General features: G+C 38.0%; 19 protein-coding genes and 1 other RNA gene. 6 read left to right on the top strand and 14 right to left on the bottom strand.

Annotation, left to right across the window (positions count from 1 at the left end):
* The first annotated feature begins 84 nt into the window (after positions 1 to 84).
* Positions 85 to 1,131, top strand: coding sequence for a recombinase RecA (recA, locus tag F928_RS09060; protein WP_002115680.1), 1,047 nt, complete (start codon positions 85 to 87; stop codon positions 1,129 to 1,131).
* Positions 1,132 to 1,190: 59 nt separating this feature from the next.
* On the top strand, positions 1,191 to 1,673 hold the full coding sequence (gene recX, locus F928_RS09055; protein ID WP_005068912.1) for a regulatory protein RecX: 483 nt from the start codon (positions 1,191 to 1,193) through the stop codon (positions 1,671 to 1,673).
* A gap of 13 nt (positions 1,674 to 1,686) precedes the next feature.
* On the opposite strand, the gene ffs is transcribed toward recX, so the two are convergent.
* Positions 1,687 to 1,783: signal recognition particle sRNA small type (gene ffs, locus F928_RS21920), an RNA gene on the bottom strand.
* Between the two features lie 314 nt (positions 1,784 to 2,097).
* Between ffs and F928_RS09050 the strand changes: the two genes are divergently transcribed.
* Positions 2,098 to 2,973, top strand: a complete 876-nt coding sequence (locus F928_RS09050; protein ID WP_002115714.1) for a YbgF trimerization domain-containing protein — start codon at positions 2,098 to 2,100, stop codon at positions 2,971 to 2,973.
* Between the two features lie 58 nt (positions 2,974 to 3,031).
* Here F928_RS09050 and lpxA read toward each other — a convergent pair whose 3' ends face one another.
* From lpxA to F928_RS22755, 13 genes are all read right to left on the bottom strand, one after another.
* On the bottom strand, positions 3,032 to 3,820 hold the full coding sequence (gene lpxA, locus F928_RS09045) for an acyl-ACP--UDP-N-acetylglucosamine O-acyltransferase (RefSeq protein WP_005068909.1): 789 nt from the start codon (positions 3,818 to 3,820) through the stop codon (positions 3,032 to 3,034).
* Entirely contained in the window at positions 3,817 to 4,302 is a 486-nt protein-coding gene (gene fabZ / locus F928_RS09040; protein ID WP_002115603.1) for a 3-hydroxyacyl-ACP dehydratase FabZ, read from the bottom strand. The genes lpxA and fabZ overlap by 4 nt, the downstream gene beginning before the upstream one ends.
* A gap of 6 nt (positions 4,303 to 4,308) precedes the next feature.
* On the bottom strand, positions 4,309 to 5,379 hold the full coding sequence (gene lpxD, locus F928_RS09035; protein WP_002115634.1) for a UDP-3-O-(3-hydroxymyristoyl)glucosamine N-acyltransferase: 1,071 nt from the start codon (positions 5,377 to 5,379) through the stop codon (positions 4,309 to 4,311).
* Between the two features lie 4 nt (positions 5,380 to 5,383).
* Positions 5,384 to 5,884: an OmpH/Skp family outer membrane protein gene (ompH, locus tag F928_RS09030; protein ID WP_002115728.1), complete on the bottom strand. Its 501-nt coding sequence runs from the start codon at positions 5,882 to 5,884 to the stop codon at positions 5,384 to 5,386.
* A 41-nt stretch (positions 5,885 to 5,925) separates the two neighbouring features.
* The gene (gene bamA, locus F928_RS09025; protein WP_005068904.1) at positions 5,926 to 8,433 is read right to left on the bottom strand and encodes an outer membrane protein assembly factor BamA; all 2,508 of its coding nucleotides are present in this window, start codon (positions 8,431 to 8,433) and stop codon (positions 5,926 to 5,928) included.
* A 36-nt stretch (positions 8,434 to 8,469) separates the two neighbouring features.
* Positions 8,470 to 9,825 (bottom strand): RIP metalloprotease RseP, encoded by a 1,356-nt coding sequence (gene rseP, locus F928_RS09020; protein WP_005073904.1) that lies wholly within the window; start codon positions 9,823 to 9,825, stop codon positions 8,470 to 8,472.
* Between the two features lies 1 nt (position 9,826).
* On the bottom strand, positions 9,827 to 11,023 hold the full coding sequence (gene ispC, locus F928_RS09015; protein WP_002115723.1) for a 1-deoxy-D-xylulose-5-phosphate reductoisomerase: 1,197 nt from the start codon (positions 11,021 to 11,023) through the stop codon (positions 9,827 to 9,829).
* Positions 11,024 to 11,848, bottom strand: coding sequence for a phosphatidate cytidylyltransferase (gene cdsA / locus F928_RS09010; RefSeq protein WP_002115701.1), 825 nt, complete (start codon positions 11,846 to 11,848; stop codon positions 11,024 to 11,026).
* Positions 11,848 to 12,600: a polyprenyl diphosphate synthase gene (gene uppS / locus F928_RS09005; protein ID WP_002115643.1), complete on the bottom strand. Its 753-nt coding sequence runs from the start codon at positions 12,598 to 12,600 to the stop codon at positions 11,848 to 11,850. The genes cdsA and uppS overlap by 1 nt, the downstream gene beginning before the upstream one ends.
* 5 nt (positions 12,601 to 12,605) lie before the next feature.
* Positions 12,606 to 13,160, bottom strand: a complete 555-nt coding sequence (gene frr / locus F928_RS09000) for a ribosome recycling factor (protein ID WP_002115638.1) — start codon at positions 13,158 to 13,160, stop codon at positions 12,606 to 12,608.
* Between the two features lie 84 nt (positions 13,161 to 13,244).
* Positions 13,245 to 13,973 (bottom strand): UMP kinase, encoded by a 729-nt coding sequence (pyrH, locus tag F928_RS08995; RefSeq protein WP_000852257.1) that lies wholly within the window; start codon positions 13,971 to 13,973, stop codon positions 13,245 to 13,247.
* Between the two features lie 51 nt (positions 13,974 to 14,024).
* Complete coding sequence (gene rimO / locus F928_RS08990) at positions 14,025 to 15,368, bottom strand: 30S ribosomal protein S12 methylthiotransferase RimO (RefSeq protein ID WP_002115588.1); 1,344 nt, start codon at positions 15,366 to 15,368, stop codon at positions 14,025 to 14,027.
* 47 nt (positions 15,369 to 15,415) lie between these two features.
* Positions 15,416 to 15,637 carry a hypothetical protein gene (locus F928_RS22755; RefSeq protein ID WP_005803464.1) on the bottom strand — a complete coding sequence of 74 codons (222 nt, stop codon included), beginning with the start codon at positions 15,635 to 15,637 and terminating at the stop codon, positions 15,416 to 15,418.
* 73 nt (positions 15,638 to 15,710) lie between these two features.
* On the opposite strand from F928_RS22755, the gene glnL reads away from it, so the two are divergent.
* The 3 genes from glnL (at position 15,711) to mtrR (ending at position 19,218) form a co-directional block, all read left to right on the top strand.
* The gene (gene glnL / locus F928_RS08985) at positions 15,711 to 16,820 is read left to right on the top strand and encodes a nitrogen regulation protein NR(II) (RefSeq protein ID WP_002115631.1); all 1,110 of its coding nucleotides are present in this window, start codon (positions 15,711 to 15,713) and stop codon (positions 16,818 to 16,820) included.
* On the top strand, positions 16,807 to 18,300 hold the full coding sequence (glnG, locus tag F928_RS08980; RefSeq protein ID WP_002115702.1) for a nitrogen regulation protein NR(I): 1,494 nt from the start codon (positions 16,807 to 16,809) through the stop codon (positions 18,298 to 18,300). The genes glnL and glnG overlap by 14 nt, the downstream gene beginning before the upstream one ends.
* Before the next feature lie 264 nt (positions 18,301 to 18,564).
* Positions 18,565 to 19,218 carry a TetR/AcrR family transcriptional regulator gene (gene mtrR, locus F928_RS08975; RefSeq protein WP_005803466.1) on the top strand — a complete coding sequence of 218 codons (654 nt, stop codon included), beginning with the start codon at positions 18,565 to 18,567 and terminating at the stop codon, positions 19,216 to 19,218.
* Positions 19,219 to 19,254: the final 36 nt, after the last annotated feature.

The following is a 19,254-nucleotide window of genomic DNA, read 5'->3' as shown; positions in this document are numbered from 1 at the left end:
ACTATTAGCCCTGTGAAACAAGTTGAGATTCAATACATCCACTTGGGTTAAACGTGATGAACTTAGAGTATTGAGGTTTTTGAGATGGATGAGAATAAAAGCAAAGCATTACAAGCCGCGCTAAGTCAAATTGAGAAGCAATTTGGCAAAAATACGGTGATGCGTCTCGGTGACAACACTGTTCAAGCAGTTGAAGCTGTATCTACAGGTTCTTTGACTTTAGATATTGCATTGGGGATTGGCGGTTTACCGAAAGGTCGTATCGTTGAAATTTATGGTCCAGAATCTTCTGGTAAAACCACAATGACTCTCCAAGCGATTGCACAATGTCAAAAAGCTGGTGGTACTTGTGCATTTATCGATGCAGAACACGCATTAGATCCACAATATGCACGTAAGCTGGGCGTGGACATTGATAATCTACTTGTATCGCAACCAGATAACGGTGAACAAGCACTCGAGATTGCAGACATGCTAGTTCGCTCTGGTGCAATTGATTTAATCGTTGTCGACTCAGTTGCTGCTCTTACTCCTAAAGCAGAAATTGAAGGCGAAATGGGTGACTCTCACATGGGCTTACAAGCTCGCTTAATGAGTCAGGCATTACGTAAAATTACGGGTAACGCTAAACGCTCGAACTGTATGGTTATTTTCATTAACCAGATCCGTATGAAAATTGGTGTAATGTTTGGTAGCCCTGAGACTACGACTGGTGGTAACGCATTGAAGTTCTATGCTTCTGTACGTTTAGATATCCGCCGTATTGGTCAGGTCAAAGAAGGTGATGAAATCATCGGCTCTGAAACTCGAGTTAAAGTTGTTAAAAACAAAATGGCTCCTCCCTTTAAAGAAGCTATTTTCCAAATCCTATACGGTAAAGGTACAAACCAGCTTGGCGAACTTGTAGATTTAGCTGTACAACAAGATATCGTGCAAAAAGCAGGCGCTTGGTATTCATATCAAGGCAATAAAATTGGCCAAGGTAAAAACAATGTTATCCGCCACTTTGAAGAAAATCCTCAAATGGCTGGAGAAATTGAAAAGATTATCCGTGAACAACTGCTAACTACGGGTACTAATGGTGCTGTACAAGTGGAAGATGAAGAAGAAGATCTTCTATTAGAGTCTTAATTACCGCTAATAAGTCTTAAAACGCCCTTCGGGGCGTTTTTTACAAGGAAATATTAAATATGTTCAAAAGAACAGAAGAACAGCCCCAACAACGCGCTTTGCTAACAGGTCAACGTTTGCGCTCATATGCTTTTGCGTTATTGACTCGTCGAGATTATTCGAAAGCAGAACTTATCGAGAAATTGAATCGTTATGCACAAAACCCTGAAGAGGTTAAGCAACTTGTTGAAGAGTTATCTGAGCAAAATTATCAAAGTGACCAACGCGTTGCAGAACTAACATTGGCTAGCCAAATTCGTAAAGGCAAAGGGCCAAAACGCATCAAACAAGCTTTAAAAACTAAACAAATCGAAAATGATTTAATTGCAGATGAAATTCATAATATTGATTGGGTGGAACAGGCTTATCAACTTAAAGTGAAAAAGTTTGGTGAAGAAGTAGAAAAAGATCCTAAACTTAAAGCAAAACAGATGAGGTTTTTACAATATAGAGGATTTGATTTAGATGTAATTATGAAGGCAATCCAACGGAGATCGGATTAGAAGATGGTGGCAACCCCACTAGCAAAACTTCGGCACATCATAGATCTGCTACCGTTGCTACCTTCCGGTCCTGGCGGGGTTCACAGAGTACAATTGCGAAGCCACCAGCGGGGCTACCATTGCAAAACAGAGTATAGAGATTTTTAAAAGAGTTGCAAGCCTTCTTCTCAATTTTAAGCAAGTTTATGTTTCAATTGATTAATTCATCGTCAAAAACATATAAATTCCTAGAATCTCTTATCTTATATTCTTTCTTGATACTTATTTTGAATAAAATATGCTTGAAGATTGTAAACTATTCTTGCATTTATATTGTTAGCTGTTTTAATTGCAATGATCAATTAAAACCTTAGATAGCTAATGTGAATAGTTTACATATTCCCTTCTCAAGTTAGCTTTTACATAAAATTATGGACCTATACTCATGCGATTGATGAAGCATTCTTTATTATTTATTGCCTTAATGAGCACTACTTCTCTCTATGCCAATATTCCAATTGAATCGCGCGGTTTAAGTCAAAGTGGTGGTAGTTCAACTAACACTTCATCGAATAACGCTTCAGTCCCTAGTAATTTAAATTGGGAATTGATGCAAAAAAACCAACAATTAGAAAATGATATACGTACCTTACGCGGACAGTTAGAAGAACAATCGAATGATATTGAACAACTGAAAAAAGATTTATCTAATCGCTATACTGATTTAGACCAGCGTTTGGAATTACTAAATCAAAAAGTAGATCCAGAAAGTGCAGCACCAGACAATACAGCAAATAGTGATGCTACAGCTACCGGAAGCTCAGAAGCTCCTCCTACCGACAATAAAGCAGCTAGTACTACTACAACTGCTGCAAGTCAAGTTACTTTCCCTTCACAAACGCAAGTAACACAACCAGCTTCATCGCCTGCTACGCAAAATCAATCGAACCCTGTAGAACTTGAAAAAGCAGCTTATACTGTCGCTTTAGATGCCTACAAACAAGGTGGAGCGAAAAAAGCGATTGCTCCAATGCAAAACTTTATCAAAAATCATCCTAATAGCGTTTATACAGGCAATGCCTATTTTTGGTTAGCCGAGTTTAATTTAGCAACTGATCCGGTAAATTATAATGAAGCTAAAAAGAACTATAATGTAGTCGCTACGCAATACCCAAATTCTAGTAAAGCTCCTCGCGCGCTTTATCAACTCTACAGTATTGCCAAAGATGTTGATAAAAACACTGTATCAGCAAACCAATATAAAGCTAAAATTTTAAGTCAGTATCCAAAATCTGAAGAAGCCAAATTTTTTAACAAATAAAAGTTTTTAAGAAAAAAAGACACCGCAGATTGCGGTGTCTTTTTTTGAATATCTCGGCTTAACGCACAATACCACGTTCTGATTGCTCAACAGAGTCAATTAATAATTGAGCTTCTGGAACATTCGGAAGAATATCATTTTTAATCTGCTCAACAGCTTGAACAGAAGTCAGGCCTGATTTAAAAATCAATTTATAAGCTTCTCTAAGGCCTTGAATTGTATCCTTAGACCAACCCTTTCGGCGCATACCTTCTATATTAATACCAAACGCATGTGCTGGATTACCAGATGCCATAACATACGCTGGCACATCTTTTAAAATTAAAGATGCTCCACCAACCATACTGTAAGAATCGATTTTACAGAATTGATGAATTCCCGAATTACCACCAATAATGACATGATCACCAATATGAACGTGTCCAGCAACACCAACATTATTTGCGAAAATATTATGATCACCAACAATACAGTCATGTGCAATATGCGTATTAACCATCAATAAGTTATGACTACCTATTTTAGTTAAAGCATTATCTTGTACAGTTCCTCTATGTAAACTGCAATGCTCACGAATTAAATTATGATCTCCAATCTCTAACCAAGTTTCTTCACCTTGATATTTCAAGTCTTGGCAAATTTCACCAACACTTGCAAACTGGAAAATCTCATTATTTTGACCAATTTTGGTAAAACCACCAACTACAACATGTGAATGTAATTTAGTACCAGCGCCAATTGTCACATTTGGACCAATAATACAATAAGGTCCTATCTGGACATCCGGGGCAATCACTGCAGATGGATCAATAATGGCCGTAGAATGAATTAAATCGTGATTGCTCATGCCTGCTCTGTTTTTTGGTGTGAAATCATAATTTCAGCGGTTGTTGCTACAATACCGTCAACGGTAGCCGTACAGTTATATTTGTAGATACCGCGTTTTTGCATTACTAATTCAGATTTTAATACAAGTTGGTCGCCAGCAACTACTTGTTTTTTAAATCTTACCTTTTCTGCACCAGCAAAGAGGAATAAAGAACCTGGTTTTGGCGTCTCATTGTTCATAATAAAACCTAGAACGCCCGAAACTTGAGCTAATGCTTCTACAATTAGAACACCCGGCATAATTGGATATTCTGGGAAATGTCCTTGTAGGAACTCTTCATTGATAGAAACATTTTTATAACCAACAATACTATTGTCAGTAACTTCAGTCACACGATCAACCAATAAGAAAGGATAACGATGCGGCAAATATTGACGAATCGTTTGAATCTGCATTGGTAATTCAGGGATGGCAAATTTAGGTGTAGTTGACTCGGTCATAATATTCTATTTACGCAAATTAAAAGTTGATTCAAGAGACTCTATTTGAGCTTGTATATGATCAAGTCGTTTAGTGATTTGGGTCAATGGCACATCTGCTAATTGTCGCAAGCGTACAATTGTCTTTTTCCAATGACTATTTTCAAATAATCCAATTCCTGAAGAATAGGTACCAGCTTCAGAAATATTTTTTGTGACCATTGACATTCCAGTTAAAGTCACATTATCAGTGATTGAAAGGTGACCAGACACACCACAGGCTCCTGCAAGAATACAGTTTTTGCCAATTTTAGTGCTTCCAGCAATTCCACATTTAGCAGCAATAGCTGTATTGGAACCAATATGAACGTTATGTGCGATTTGCACAAGATTATCAATAATTACCCCATCTTCCAAAATCGTATTATCTAGTGCCCCTCGATCAATACTACAATTTGATCCAATACGGACATCATTACCAATAATAACTGAACCTAATTGTGCGATACGATGCCATTTACCTTGATATGGTGCAAATCCAAAGCCTTCACTACCAATCACAGTACTTGCATGAACTCGAACACGATCAAGTAATTTAGAACCGCCAGTAATAGTGACATGAGAATCGATAAAACAATCCTTGCCAATTTCTACATTATCATCCAGACGAGTATGAGACTGAATAATCGTGTTCTCACCTACTACACAATTTTCACCAATTACAACGTAATGGCCAATATATGCTTTTTCAGAAATAATTGCAGAAGGATGAATTTGAGCAGTACTTTCAATACCTATTGATGTGATCTTTTTATCAAAAGCATGGGTAAGGATGGCAAAAGCCAAATATGGATTATCAACAATAATAAAATTTTGTTTATCAGTAAGCTGTTCTTTAATAGAGCTTGTAACAATGTACGCACCCGCACGGCTAGTCTTTGCTTGATCGATATACTTTTCGCCATTTACGAAAGTAATATGAGAAGGTTCAGCATTTTCTAAACTTGCCAGATTTATAAATTGAAGACTACCCGCACCGACTAACTCACCATTAACTAGGTGAGCTAGTTCATCTAAACGATAATGTTGCACTTTCATTAATTTATTTCATTGAATTAACCTTTTGTATCATTTTATCAGTTAAATCATATTTAGCGTCATAGGCAACGGTCGAATTTTTATTCAAAATGAAGTCAAGATTATTTTCTTTTCGTAATTGTTCAGCTGCTTGCTTCACACGAGTCTCAAAAGTTGAGTTCATTCCTTGCAAACTAGTTTGAACTTTAGACTGCAAACCTTGTTGAGTCGAATTAAATTCATTTAATTTTGACTGATATTGAGTTTGAAGCTTCTTAATATCATCTTCTTTCATTTTTTGCCCTTGAGTTTGGGCTTGACGCTGAAGGCCTTCTAACTCTTTACCCAACTGCTCAAGACGAGTTGTTGTTGGTTTAACAGATTGATTTAAACTTGCATTTTGTTGTTTTAAATAAGTACTACTTTCAACAACTTTAGCAAGATCAATAACACCATAACCAGCAGCATTAGTCATAGCAGAAATTGTAAGGCCTAACCCTAACATTAATATATTTAATTTTTTCATCTTAATTTGTGTCCTTATTTCATTGTTTAGTCAAGTCGTACTTAGAAAGTACGACCGATTTCAAACTGAATCTCTTTAGTTTCGTCACCAGGCTTATCATTTAACGGGAATGCATAGCTAAGAGATAATGGCCCAATCATAGTGATCCATGTAAAACCAACACCTACGCTATAACGCATATTACCTAAATCAAAACCGTAGTTATCTTCACAGTATTTTTTAGCATCTGCTATTTGCTGCCCATTCATAATCATAGAATAAGAGCCAACATCACACTTAGTATCAAATACTTGACCACCTTCAGCAAAAATGACTGGTCGTACTTGGCGAGTCCAGTCCCCTTTGAAAGGTAACGGTAAAGCTAATTCAGTACCAAATTGTACTAAAGCATTACCCCCAACCTCTTCTGGAGAACCGTCATTTTGCTTGGTTTCTTGTAAGTTTACACTTGCATACTTAGGACCCAAGGTACTGTTATCATAACCCCGAACAGAACCATAACCACCTGCATAGAAGTTTTTATAGAATGGTAAATCATTACCATAGCCAAGTTTACCGTAACCACGCAATACGAAACCAGTATTACTAATTGGCCAAAATGCCTGTGCATCATAAGTTGCTTTTTGATAGTCAACATCACTACCTGGCAAACCAATTTCAAGACCTACACGATGTGACATACCTGAAGTAGGGAAAATAGGACGGTTTAAAGTATTGTATGACCAACCTAAATTTAAGTTATATGTAAAGAACTCACCATCAAACGCATTATCATATTGTTCTTCTGGGACCTTACATTCCCCCTTCTCAGTATCATACTGCGACTCACCATTTAAGGTTGGACAATATGAACCCTTACTTGTTGCTTTACCACCATTTGCTAACAAATAATCACGCACATAAGTAGAGACATAAGGACCAGTCGTTACTTTAGTATTATCAATACCTAAAGAGGCACTTAGGCTTTGGTTTTCATCAATTGGGTAACCAAAACTTAAACTACCACCGAAACTATCGGTAACGTAATTATTAACGTTATAGTCATCATTTAACTTTGTTTTACGGTAATAAACATTATAACCGCGGCTTACACCATCAATAGTGAAGTAAGGGTCAGTAACACTTAAGTTATAGTAGTCTTGAGTTTCAGAGCGAGATAAATCGATCGAAACACGATTACCCGTTCCCATAAAGTTAGTTTGACTCAAACCTGCCTGGAATGTGATACCACCACTTTGTGAGTAACCTACCGCTAATGTTGTAGTTCCCGAGTGTTGCTCTTCAACATTTACGTTTAAATCCACCTGATCTGGTGAATTTGGAATACGAGCCGGTTTAATATCAACTGTTTTGAAGAATCCAGTACGCTCTAAACGAACCTTGGACAAATCAATTTTTTCATTACTCGCTAAAGCGCCTTCCATTTGACGCATTTCACGACGCAATACTTCATCGGCAGTTTTACTATTACCTGTAAAGTTAATACGACGTACGGTTACTTGCTGACCTGGGTTTACATAATAGTTCAAGTCAACAACACCCGTTTCATTATTAATTTGCGGAACGACATTTACATCTGCAAAGTAATAACCAGCATTACCATATTTACGCAATAACAATTGCTTAACAGCATTTACTTTTTCTTGAGAATAGGTATCGCCATCTTTATAAATTTTCAAAGCTTGCAGTTCTTCAGGTTTATAAAGTGCGTCACCTAAAAACTTGGTTTGACCAAATTTGAACTGGCTACCTTCCTCAACAGCAACTTCAATAAAGATATTCTTTTTATCTTCACTAATATTGAGCTGTGAGTTATTGATATGAAAATTGATATAACCTTTATTCAGATACATCGCGCGCAAAGCTTCAAGGCTCGCTGCCATTTTCTCTCTAGCATAACGGTCATTACGAGTTACAACTGAAGCCCAACCACTTTCCTTAACTGCGAAAGCTTGTTTAATTTCACTGTCTTTAAAAACAGTATTACCAATAATATTGATATTAAAAACTTTAGCTGCCGTACCTTCATTAAAATTTAATTTAAGTTCAACACGGTTATTTGGGCGAGCTATAGTATCAACAGTTACATCAGCATCATAACGGCCTTGCTGAGTATATTGCTGCTCTAATTCAGTTTCAATTGTTTGTAAAGCTGACTTCTTAAAAACTTCGCCTTCAGCAATGCCCATTTTTTTGAGGCCTTGCTCTAAAGCCTCTTTAGGAATAAGTTTATTACCCTTAAATTCAAGCTTTGAAATAATTGGGCGCTCTACGACATTAAAAACTAAAGTATCGTTATCTCTTGATGCTTTAATATCGTCAAAAAGTCCAGTGGCATACAATGTTCGAATTGCTTCTGCGATCATCGGTTCATTAACGCGATCGCCACTGTTGATTGGCAACATGGTAGAAACATTTGCAGGAGTAAGACGGACCAAACCATCTATACGAATATCTCGAACAACGAAATCATCAGCTGCATATGCTTGTTGTACCGCTGCCATAGCGCTAACAAGTGCCAAAGGCATTAAAAAATGTGTGTGCCGCATGCCAGTTTTTCCAGTAAGTTATAAATCCATATACGTTTACAAACGCATAAAATCGTTAAATAAAGCTAAAAGCATCATACTACCGAGCAGTACCATACCAATTTTTACACCAAACATTTGTATTTGTTCAGAAACAGGCTTCCCACGAATAGCTTCAATAATGTAATAAACGAGGTGTCCACCATCAAGCATTGGAATTGGCAATAAATTTAAAATTCCAAGACTTACACTCATTAAAGCCATAAATGAGATAAAAGTCTGCCATCCCATTTCTGCACTTTGTCCCGCTACCTTCGCGATTGTAATTGGTCCAGAAAGATTCTCTAAGCCAATTAAACCCTTAACCATTTTTACTATCGAACTCAATATCATGCTGGAGATTTGGCCAGTCTTATCTAGCGACATCTGGAAAGCTTGTAATGGAGTATATTGAATTGTTTGCTTATATTCGTCAGGAATTGTAATTTTTCCTGCATCGCTTTTTACGCCTAAAACCCCACTCACTTGCCCCATATTGTCACGCTTTCCTTGAGGCATGACTTGCAAATGAACGAGTTGACCATTACGCAACACATCAATACTGAGCAATTTTTCTGGTGAATGTTGCACAACTTCCACAACATCAAACCAGTCTTTCATCGCTTGACCATTAATGGATACAATACGATCACCGACTTTTATTCCTTGTCGAATTGCTGCTCCATCTGCAGTCAACTCAGTTACAACAGCGGGAATAACAGGACGATAAGGTGAAAAGCCTAATATATCTAAAGCTGATTCATTTTGGTTTTTTAAAAAATCTTTAATGGGTAAAACAATATTTTTCTCAGTACCTGCACGATCTACATCGATATTCAAGCTACCAGTTTCACCTACACGATCAATCAAAGCAAAGTTAAGTTTTTCCCAAGTTTGCGTTTCCTTTCCATCAACAGCAATAATCTTGTCACCTACTTGTAGTTGAGCTGTAGCAGCTGGCGAGTTGGGTACAACCTTACCCACTCTTGTATTTAGTTGTTCCTGTGCTGGTAAAAGTAAAATCCAAAAAAGTAAAACAGCAAAAATCAAGTTAATTAAAGGCCCAGCCGCAACAATTGCTATACGCTTCCATGGTTTTTGACGGTTAAATGCATAAGGTAAATCTTGCTCTGCAACATTACCTTCGCGCTCATCGAGCATTTTTACATAACCGCCTAGAGGCAAAGCTGAAAGTTGGTACTTAATTCCAGATTTTTTTGAGGTCCATTTAAGTAATGTCGGACCAAAACCAATAGAATAAACTAGAACCTTAACACCAAGTTTTCGTGCCACCCAATAGTGACCGAACTCATGAATTGCAATTAATGGACCGAGCAAGAGAGCTGCTGCTGCAATCATAAATAATGCGCTCATTTCAGCCTCCTATACTTGATATATACTGCTGTGCTACATGTCGTGCTACTTCATCTTTATTCAAAATAGACTCGATATTATCAGCAACTGAGTTTTCCAATTTTTGCAAAGTATGCTCTACCACTTGTGGGATATTTGTAAATCCAATCTGTTGGTTTAAAAATGCAGCAACGGCAACCTCATTTGCAGCATTTAAAATAGTAGGTGCCAGCCCTCCTGAACGCATTGCCTGACGGGCTAAATCCAGTGCTGGAAATTTCTGGATATCCGGTGCTTGAAAATTAAGCTGAGAATACTCAAATAAATCTAAAGCAGGAACATTAGTCTGTAAACGTTCTGGCCATGCTAATGCATGGGCAATCGGTGTACACATGTCTGGATTACCCATTTGAGCCAATGTTGAACCGTCAACATATTGCACCATAGAATGAATAATACTTTGTGGATGAACAACAACTGTAACAAAATGTTCAGATATTGAAAACAAATGACACGCCTCGATCAACTCTAACCCTTTATTCATAAGAGTAGCTGAGTCAACTGAGATTTTCTGTCCCATAGACCAGTTGGGATGCTTACAAGCCTGCGCAGGAGTAACTTTTTCTAACTGTTCTAACGAATGGTTTAAAAATGGTCCACCTGAAGCGGTCAATAAGATTCTTGATACGCCCTGTTGCGGTTGTCCATTTCTTTCAGCCTCTAAATAATTATGAGGTAATGACTGAAAAATAGCGTTGTGTTCTGAATCTACCGGTAATAATAATGCCTGATGATCACGTGCTGCTTGCATCATGATTTCACCAGACATGACCAAAGCTTCTTTATTAGCAAGCAATACGCGTTTACCAGCTTTTACAGCCGCTAATGTTGGTAATAAACCAGCTGCTCCAACAATTGCAGCCATAACTACATCAACATCTGGATGAGATGCGATACTTACCAGTCCTTCCTGATCAGCCAAAATTTCAATATTTTGTAATTCACTCTTTACAAATAAAGCTGCTAATTCGTCAACTTTTTGCTTTGGAACAACTGCAACTTTTGGTTGGAATTGTTTACATATGTCAACCAATTCAGAAATTCGACTATGAGCTGAAATTGCAAATACTGAATACTTATCAGGATGTTGATTTAAAATTTTTAAGGTACTTTGCCCAATGGAACCGGTTACACCCAATATGCAAACAGATTGTGTCATTTATAAATCTACACCAATAAGTTTTAATATATACATTCCCGTTGCAAAGATCGGGGCTGCAGCAAGTAAAGAATCAATACGATCTAAAACACCACCATGACCAGGTAGTACACGTCCAGAATCTTTAATACCAGCACGACGTTTAATCATTGACTCAAATAAATCACCCAACACTGAACCGAATACTGTAATCAGTGACAAGATAAGAAACAGAATTTGCTGAATTAAAGTTAAATTTAGATACTGATATTGCACAACCAACATTACCAGTATGGTCGTGACAATACCACCATACAAGCCTTCTACTGATTTGTTCGGACTAACGGTTGGAGCTAATTTTCTTTTACCAAATTTACGACCAACAAAGTAAGCACCACTATCTGCACCCCACACGAGTAAGAACAGATACATTAACCACCATGGCGAACTTTGCCAAACAACAAAAATTGAAGTTACCGCAGCACAAACTAAAATAATGCCAATTACATATAGAGTAGCGTTATACCACCCATCAAATTCAGGAAAAGATTTGACCCAATAAACGCTTACAAGCCAAGTCAAAATTGAAGCTGACCACAAAAGTAATGCAATATCATGGAAAAATAGAGCAACGCCCGAAACGAATGCAACAAGCAGACCGTAGCACCAAGCTTTTGGCTTTACAGCATTTACAGTTTCATGGGGCATTAATTTATACCATTCATACCCCGCAACCCCTGCTGCTACAATCATAAGAACCAACATTGGATAATGTGATTGCGTAGCAAACATACAGCCTAAAACAACTGCGACAAGTACCAATGCGGTAACAATCCGCTCTAACATTATAAGTTCTCTATTTTCTCTTGCTGAATTTGTTCAGATGTTTTGCCAAAACGACGCTCACGCCCTGAAAAAACATTCAATGCATGATCGAATTCTTGTACTGTAAATTCTGGCCATAAAGTATCAGTAAAATACAGTTCAGCATATGCTGCTTGCCATAACAAGAAATTAGATATGCGATAATCTCCACCTGTACGGATCAATAAGTCCACAGCTGGCAGATCGTTTAGACTGACATATTTTTCGAACAAATCAACATTTATTTGATCAGCACCAAATTCACCACGGGAAACCGCTTCAGCAACTTGTTTTGCTGCATTTGCAATATCCCACATCCCGCCATAGCTCACAGCAATAGTTAAGGTCATAGTGTTATGGTGTGCTGTCTGTTGCTCTGCATCTTCCATTAAGGCAACTAGGTGTGACGGTAATCTGGAACGATCACCGATGAAACGCAAAGCAATATTAAATTTCTTCATGCGAGGTATTTGCTCATGAATAGTTTCTTCAAGAAGCTTCATAAGCAGATCGACTTCAAATTGTGGTCGATTCCAGTTTTCGCTTGAAAATGCAAACACCGTTAAAGCACGAATACCTGTTTTTTTACAATGTTCAACGATAGGATCAAGAACATTTTTACCCTCTCGATGCCCATCACCTTTTTGCATTTGATTTTTTTTTGCAAAGCGGTTGTTGCCATCCATGATGATGGCAACATGCTTAGGAAGATGATACTCTTCTGAATCGGTCATAAAATTTAGACCTTCATCAATTCTGCTTCTTTCGCTGCAAGACGCTTGTCTACTTCTGCAACATATTTGTCAGTGATTTTCTGGATATCATCACCTGCACGGCGCTCATCATCTTCAGAGATTTCTTTCTCTTTTAATAATGCTTTGATATCACCTAATACATCACGACGAATATTACGAATTGCAACTTTTGCATTTTCAGCTTCGCTACGCGCAATTTTTTGCATATCACGACGTGTTTCTTCAGTTAATGCAGGTAAAGGTACACGAATTGCATCCGCAGTAATCGGGTTTAAACCAAGATCACTCTCACGAATTGCCTTATCAATAGCTGAAACCATTGTACGTTCAAATGGCTGAACAAGAAGTGTACGAGAATCTTCAACACCAACGTTTGCCACTTGATTTAAAGGCACATCAGAACCGTAGTAAGGAACCATTACCCCATTTAAGATTGATGGGTGTGCACGGCCGGTACGAACTTTAGCAAACCCTAGTTCCAAAGACTCAAGAGTTTTCAACATACGCTGTTCGCTGTCTTTTTTCAGATCGTTAATCATATGATCTACCTTACTTATTTATTCAAGGATGTTTTAACAAATTTAATTTAGCGCTAGTATAAAGAGCTTTCGTCAACACGTACATTATTTAGTAACGCGTGTACCTTCTTTTTCGCCCATGACTACTGACAATAGCGCGCCTGATTTATTCATATCAAAAACTTGTAATGGCACATTATGGTCACGACATAAACAAATAGCTGTCAAATCCATAACACCAAGTTTTTCGTCCAATACCTGATCAAAGGTTAAATGATCATATTTAACCGCATCTTCGTATTTACTTGGATCTTTATTATATACGCCATCTACTTTGGTCGCTTTTAGAATTAAATTTGCTTCAATTTCAATTCCGCGTAAGCAAGCTGCCGTATCAGTCGTAAAGAATGGATTTCCTGTACCAGCAACAAAAACACAAACTTCACCCTGACTCAAGTGACGGATAGCATCACGACTTGAATAAGACTCTACTACTGTACCAATTGGTAATGCAGACATAAGGCGAGTTCTGATATTACGGCGAACCAATGCATCACGCATAGCCAAACCATTCATTACAGTTGCAAGCATACCCATTTGATCGCCTGTTACACGACCAACCAAGCCATCCTTTTGCAACTGACTACCACGATACAAGTTACCGCCACCAACAACGATACCCACTTGCACGCCTAAGCCAACTAAGTGAGCAATTGAAAGGGACATTTGATCAAGAACTTGGGCATCAATACCCATGTCTTTGTTACCTGATAATGCTTCACCAGATAGTTTTAATAAAATGCGTGAATAACGGGGGCTAATTGTTTCCGCCATGAGTTTGCTCCAAAACCTCTTAAACTGAATGCTTTTTTGAATCGTTATCGATTAAACCGACTTAATTTTAATTAACTTTGCAAATAAGTCGTATTCATCCGCATCGGTGATTTCGACTTCCAACATATCGCCTGGTTGAATAGTGCTCTTATCGATATCTTCTACAAAGACATTACCGTCAATTTCCGGAGCATCGGCATAAGAACGTGCAACAGCAACAGGATATTCATCTTCCAAACTATCGACTAATACAGTCATCGTTTGACCAATACGTTTTTGCAACTTAGCAGCAGAAATTTGTTGCTGCACTTGCATAAAGCGCTCGTAACGCTCTTGCTTAATTTCTTCAGGCACATGATCGGGTAAATCATTTGCCGTAGCGCCTTCTACTGGTGAGTAGGTAAAGCAGCCAACACGATCAAGTTCAGCTTCAACTAACCAATCGAGCAATATTTGAAAATCTTCTTCAGTTTCGCCTGGGAAACCCACTACAAATGTAGAGCGAATCACAAGATCTGGGCATTTTTCACGCCACAATTTAATTTTTTCGAGTGTATTTTCACTGTGAGCCGGACGCTTCATTAACTTAAGAATACGCGGGCTTGCATGTTGGAATGGAATATCAAGATATGGCAGAATTTTACCTTGTGCCATTAAGTCAATAACCGCATCAACATGTGGGTATGGATAAACATAATGTAAGCGCACCCAGATACCAAGTTGGCCTAGTGCTTCACACATATCAAAGAATTTTGTTTTAACAGGCTGGCCATTCCAGAAATCAAGTTTGTACTTGGTATCTACACCATAAGCTGATGTATCTTGGGAAATAACCAAGATTTCTTTAACACCTGCTCTTTTAAGCGCAGCGGCTTCTTCCAGTACACTTCCAACTGGACGCGATACTAGATCGCCACGCATACTTGGGATAATACAGAAGGTACAACGGTGGTTACATCCTTCAGATATTTTTAAATAGGCATAATGTTTTGGTGTTAAGCGAATTCCTTGTTCAGGAACCAAATCAACAAACGGGTTGTGTTTAGGTGGTGCTGGGACATATTCATGTACAGCTTCCATTACATCTTGATAAGCTGCTGCACCAGTAACCTTTAAAACATTTGGATGCATTTGACGAATTTTGTCTTCGTCTTTACCTAAGCATCCAGTAACGATTACTCGACCATTTTCACTCATGGCCTCGCCAATTGCATCTAGCGACTCTTGTACCGCAGATTCGATAAAACCACAGGTATTAACAACAACTAAATCAGCACCATCATAATCTGATGCAACTTGATAACCTTCAGTCTTTAACTGAGTTAAAATTCGTTCAGAATCTACCAATGCCTTAGGACAACCTAAAGAAACAAAACCGACTTTGGGGGTCTTCATGAATCTGCGCTCCACTTGAATGCGCGTATTGTATGTCTTTTCTTGTCTCAAGCATAGGTGGAAAGCCCACTCTTTGTGTAATGCACCAAAATACGACCAACATTTGCACCAAAACTCATCTTTGCACCAAGTTGGATCATGTTATTATCTCTATTTAAGCCATCAGTTTTGATCAACCGATATAAAGACCGATTTAAGCGCGTTTTTAAATACTTTAAAACTTTAAAATAACCCATAAACAAAGTTGGCGTACATTTTGCATCGTTCATGTTCTATAACGGTGAAAATCCGATAACCAATGAAGATGCCATTGCGCTATTTTAAGACAGGAACGATTCGCTAATGGATCAACACAACCCTATCGACTATCGCCTATTGGTAGACAACTTAACTACTGCGATTTTATTGATCGATAGTAACTTGAATATTTTTTACTTAAATTCTGCCTGCGAAGCACTATTTGATATTAGTTTGCTTCGAGCTTCAGGACAGCCCGTTTTAAACTTACTTCATGCGCCTGATGATACTTTTAATACACATGAAGCTTTATTAAACACCATAAAAACGGGGCAACCTTATACTCGACGAGAAGCGGTTATTAATGTCAACTTTAAAGACCTTCATGTCGATTACACAGTTTCTCAATTAAATGCTGGTAAAAGTTATCACCCATTACTCTTAATTGAGCTCAACCCGATTGATCGTATGTTAAAGATTTCTAAAGAAGAAAATCTGGTACAACAACATCAGGTCGCTAGGCAGCTTGTACGTGGCGTAGCGCACGAAATTAAGAATCCACTTGCAGGTATTCGTGGCGCAACTCAATTACTCGCTCGCAGTTTAAACGACAAGAGTTATGCTGAATTTACAGATGTCATTATTAATGAAGTAGATCGCTTAACTAACTTGGCAGATACTATGTTGGGTTCTAGACAACTCCCAAGTTATGAAAATGTTAACGTACACGAGCCTTTGGAGCGAGTGCGTTCACTTATCGCCAACCAGACAAAGAAGAAAATTAAAATTATACGGGATTATGATTTGTCTTTACCCGATGTTAATGCCGATCGTGATCAGTTAATACAAGTCATGCTCAACATTAGTGTAAATGCAATTCAAGCCATAACAGAAAACAAAGCATTTTTTATAGATCACGAACCGGAGTTAATTCTACGTACACGTATACAACGTCTTGTCACGATTAACGGTGTACTAAATCGATCTACAGTGCGAGTCGATATAGAGGACAATGGACCAGGCATTCCTGAAAGTATTTTGGAGTCAGTATTCTATCCATTGGTTACTGGACGAGCAAAAGGTACTGGGCTTGGCCTGAGTATTGCACAGAATATTATGCATCAACATAACGGAATGATTGAATGCCAATCTGTTCCTGGAAAAACAATTTTTAGCTTATATTTACCTTGGGAGTCAGACCGTGTCGCGAAATAAAATATGGGTTATTGATGATGATCGCGCCATGCGATGGGTATTGGAAAAGACCTTTAAAGAAGAGGGTTTTGATGTTACCAATTTTGAAGAAGCTCAAACTGCGCTTGAACGTTTGCACCATGATGCTCCCGATGTCATCTTAACTGACATCCGCATGCCTGGAATTGATGGTTTAACTTTTTTATCTAAAGTCAAAAACACTCATCCAGATTTACCTGTCATTATTATGACAGCACATTCTGACTTAGAGTCTGCTGTATCAAGCTATCAAACAGGCGCGTTTGAATATTTACCAAAGCCTTTTGATATTGATGAAGCTTTAGCTTTAGTCAATCGTGCGATCTTGCATATTAATAAACTACAACAGCAAGAAGCTACAAAAACAGCCTCACCTCTTCAATCAACAGAAATTATTGGTGAATCTCCAGCAATGCAGGAGGTTTTCCGTGCTATCGGCCGTTTATCTCAATCTCATATTACTGTTTTAATTAATGGTGAGTCGGGTACAGGTAAAGAATTAGTTGCTCATGCTTTACACAAGCACTCCCCACGCCGTGCCAAGCCTTTTATTGCTTTAAATATGGCGGCAATTCCAAAAGACTTAATTGAAACCGAGTTATTTGGTCATGAGAAAGGAGCATTTACAGGCGCGAATACTCAACATCAAGGCCGCTTTGAACAGGCAAATGGCGGAACATTATTCCTTGATGAAATTGGTGATATGCCATTTGAAACTCAGACTCGATTGCTTCGCGTACTCGCTGACGGTGAGTTCTATCGTGTAGGCGGACACATTCCCGTTAAAGTAGATGTTCGAATTGTTGCGGCAACGCATCAGGATCTAGAGAAACTGGTAAATGAAGGTCGCTTCCGTGAAGACTTATATCACCGCTTAAATGTGATTCGTATTCACATTCCTAAGCTTGCCCACCGTAGTGAAGATATTCCAATGCTTGCGCAGCATTTCCTTGCGCGTGCAGGTAAAGAGCTTGGCGTAAGTCCAAAAATCTTACGTACCGAGACGACAGACTATATGCAACAGTTACCATGGCCAGGTAACGTACGACAACTTGAGAATACGTGCCGCTGGCTAACTGTAATGATTACTGGTCGTGAAGTTTATCCGGAAGATTTACCTTCTGAGCTCAAACAAGTTCCATTGCAAAAGAATAGTGATTCTAGTCAACCGGCACCTTCTTTTGAGCGTATTTCTCTACACCATTGGGATGAACTACTAAATCAATGGGCTATTCAAAAGCTTAAAAATGGTGAAATGAAAATTTTGGATATTGCCACACCAATGTTTGAACGCACATTGATTAACGCAGCCTTGCAACAAACACGTGGACGCAAACGTCATGCAGCTGAATTATTGGGTTGGGGTCGCAATACTTTAACACGCAAGTTAAAAGAACTAGGAATGGATTCTGCAGATGATGACGAAGAAGATGAGCACAAGGTTACTCAAACTGAAGCCTAGAAGTCTCATTATTTAACTTGAGAGCGGTTAAGTCATTCTTAGCCGCTTTTTATCAATCAGATTTTTGATTAAAATATAATGTAAACATAAGGTTACATCACTAAATCTTTCCACAATTAACTCTAAGCTTATATTTTCTATTAGTTTATTTTTTTAATTAGCCACTTACTGTTCAGCATATGATCTAAAAAAATGGTTATGACCATCACTAAAGATAGTTTTGCTATACTAGATAAGCAAAGTCAGTTGTTGTTATTAAATTTTATGCATGATTCAGTCCTGGATTCACATCACCTTGCATGTGAGAAACCTCAAACACGCCGCGGTATTGAACGTCGTTTAGCTCTATTATTAAGCGCGACCGAGCTGTTCCTAGAGAAAGGATATGATGCTGTATCTCTCGATGATATTGTTAATCATGCAGGTGGCTCCAAGGCTTCTATTTATAAATATTTTGGCAATAAGGAAGGACTTTTTACGGCTATATGTGATCATAAACGTGAAATGTTTTTTAAAGATATTTGCATTCCATTCCAACCAGAGAAAAGCACTTTAAGAGAATATCTGATTCAAACACTTAATCGTGTGTATATTCATATTATTCAGCCCGAACATGTTGCATTTTTAAGACTTATTATTGAACAGACGGAATGTAACACTGTCCTCATACAATACTTATATGACAAATGGGTACATAATTTACAAAATACACTTACTCAAGCATTAGAGTTTGCGGATAAATCAGGCGAAATTACATGTAATTCTCCGTATTATTCTTCACTCATGTATTTTGGGATTTTACGAGATATTGAATGGCGTATGATTATGGGTATGCCAGCTCTTCCAGATGAGAAAGAAGCTTTTGATTACATTGAATATTGTGTAGATATTTTCTTAAAAGGCCATCATAAAGTCTAATTCTTTTGCATTTTAAAATGCTTATAGTATAGTAGA

It is taken from the genome of Acinetobacter pittii ATCC 19004 = CIP 70.29 (genome assembly GCF_000369045.1).
Lineage (GTDB): Bacteria > Pseudomonadota > Gammaproteobacteria > Pseudomonadales > Moraxellaceae > Acinetobacter > Acinetobacter pittii.
Note: the sequence above shows the minus strand (reverse complement) of the source record. Positions and strands in the feature narration are given on the sequence as shown.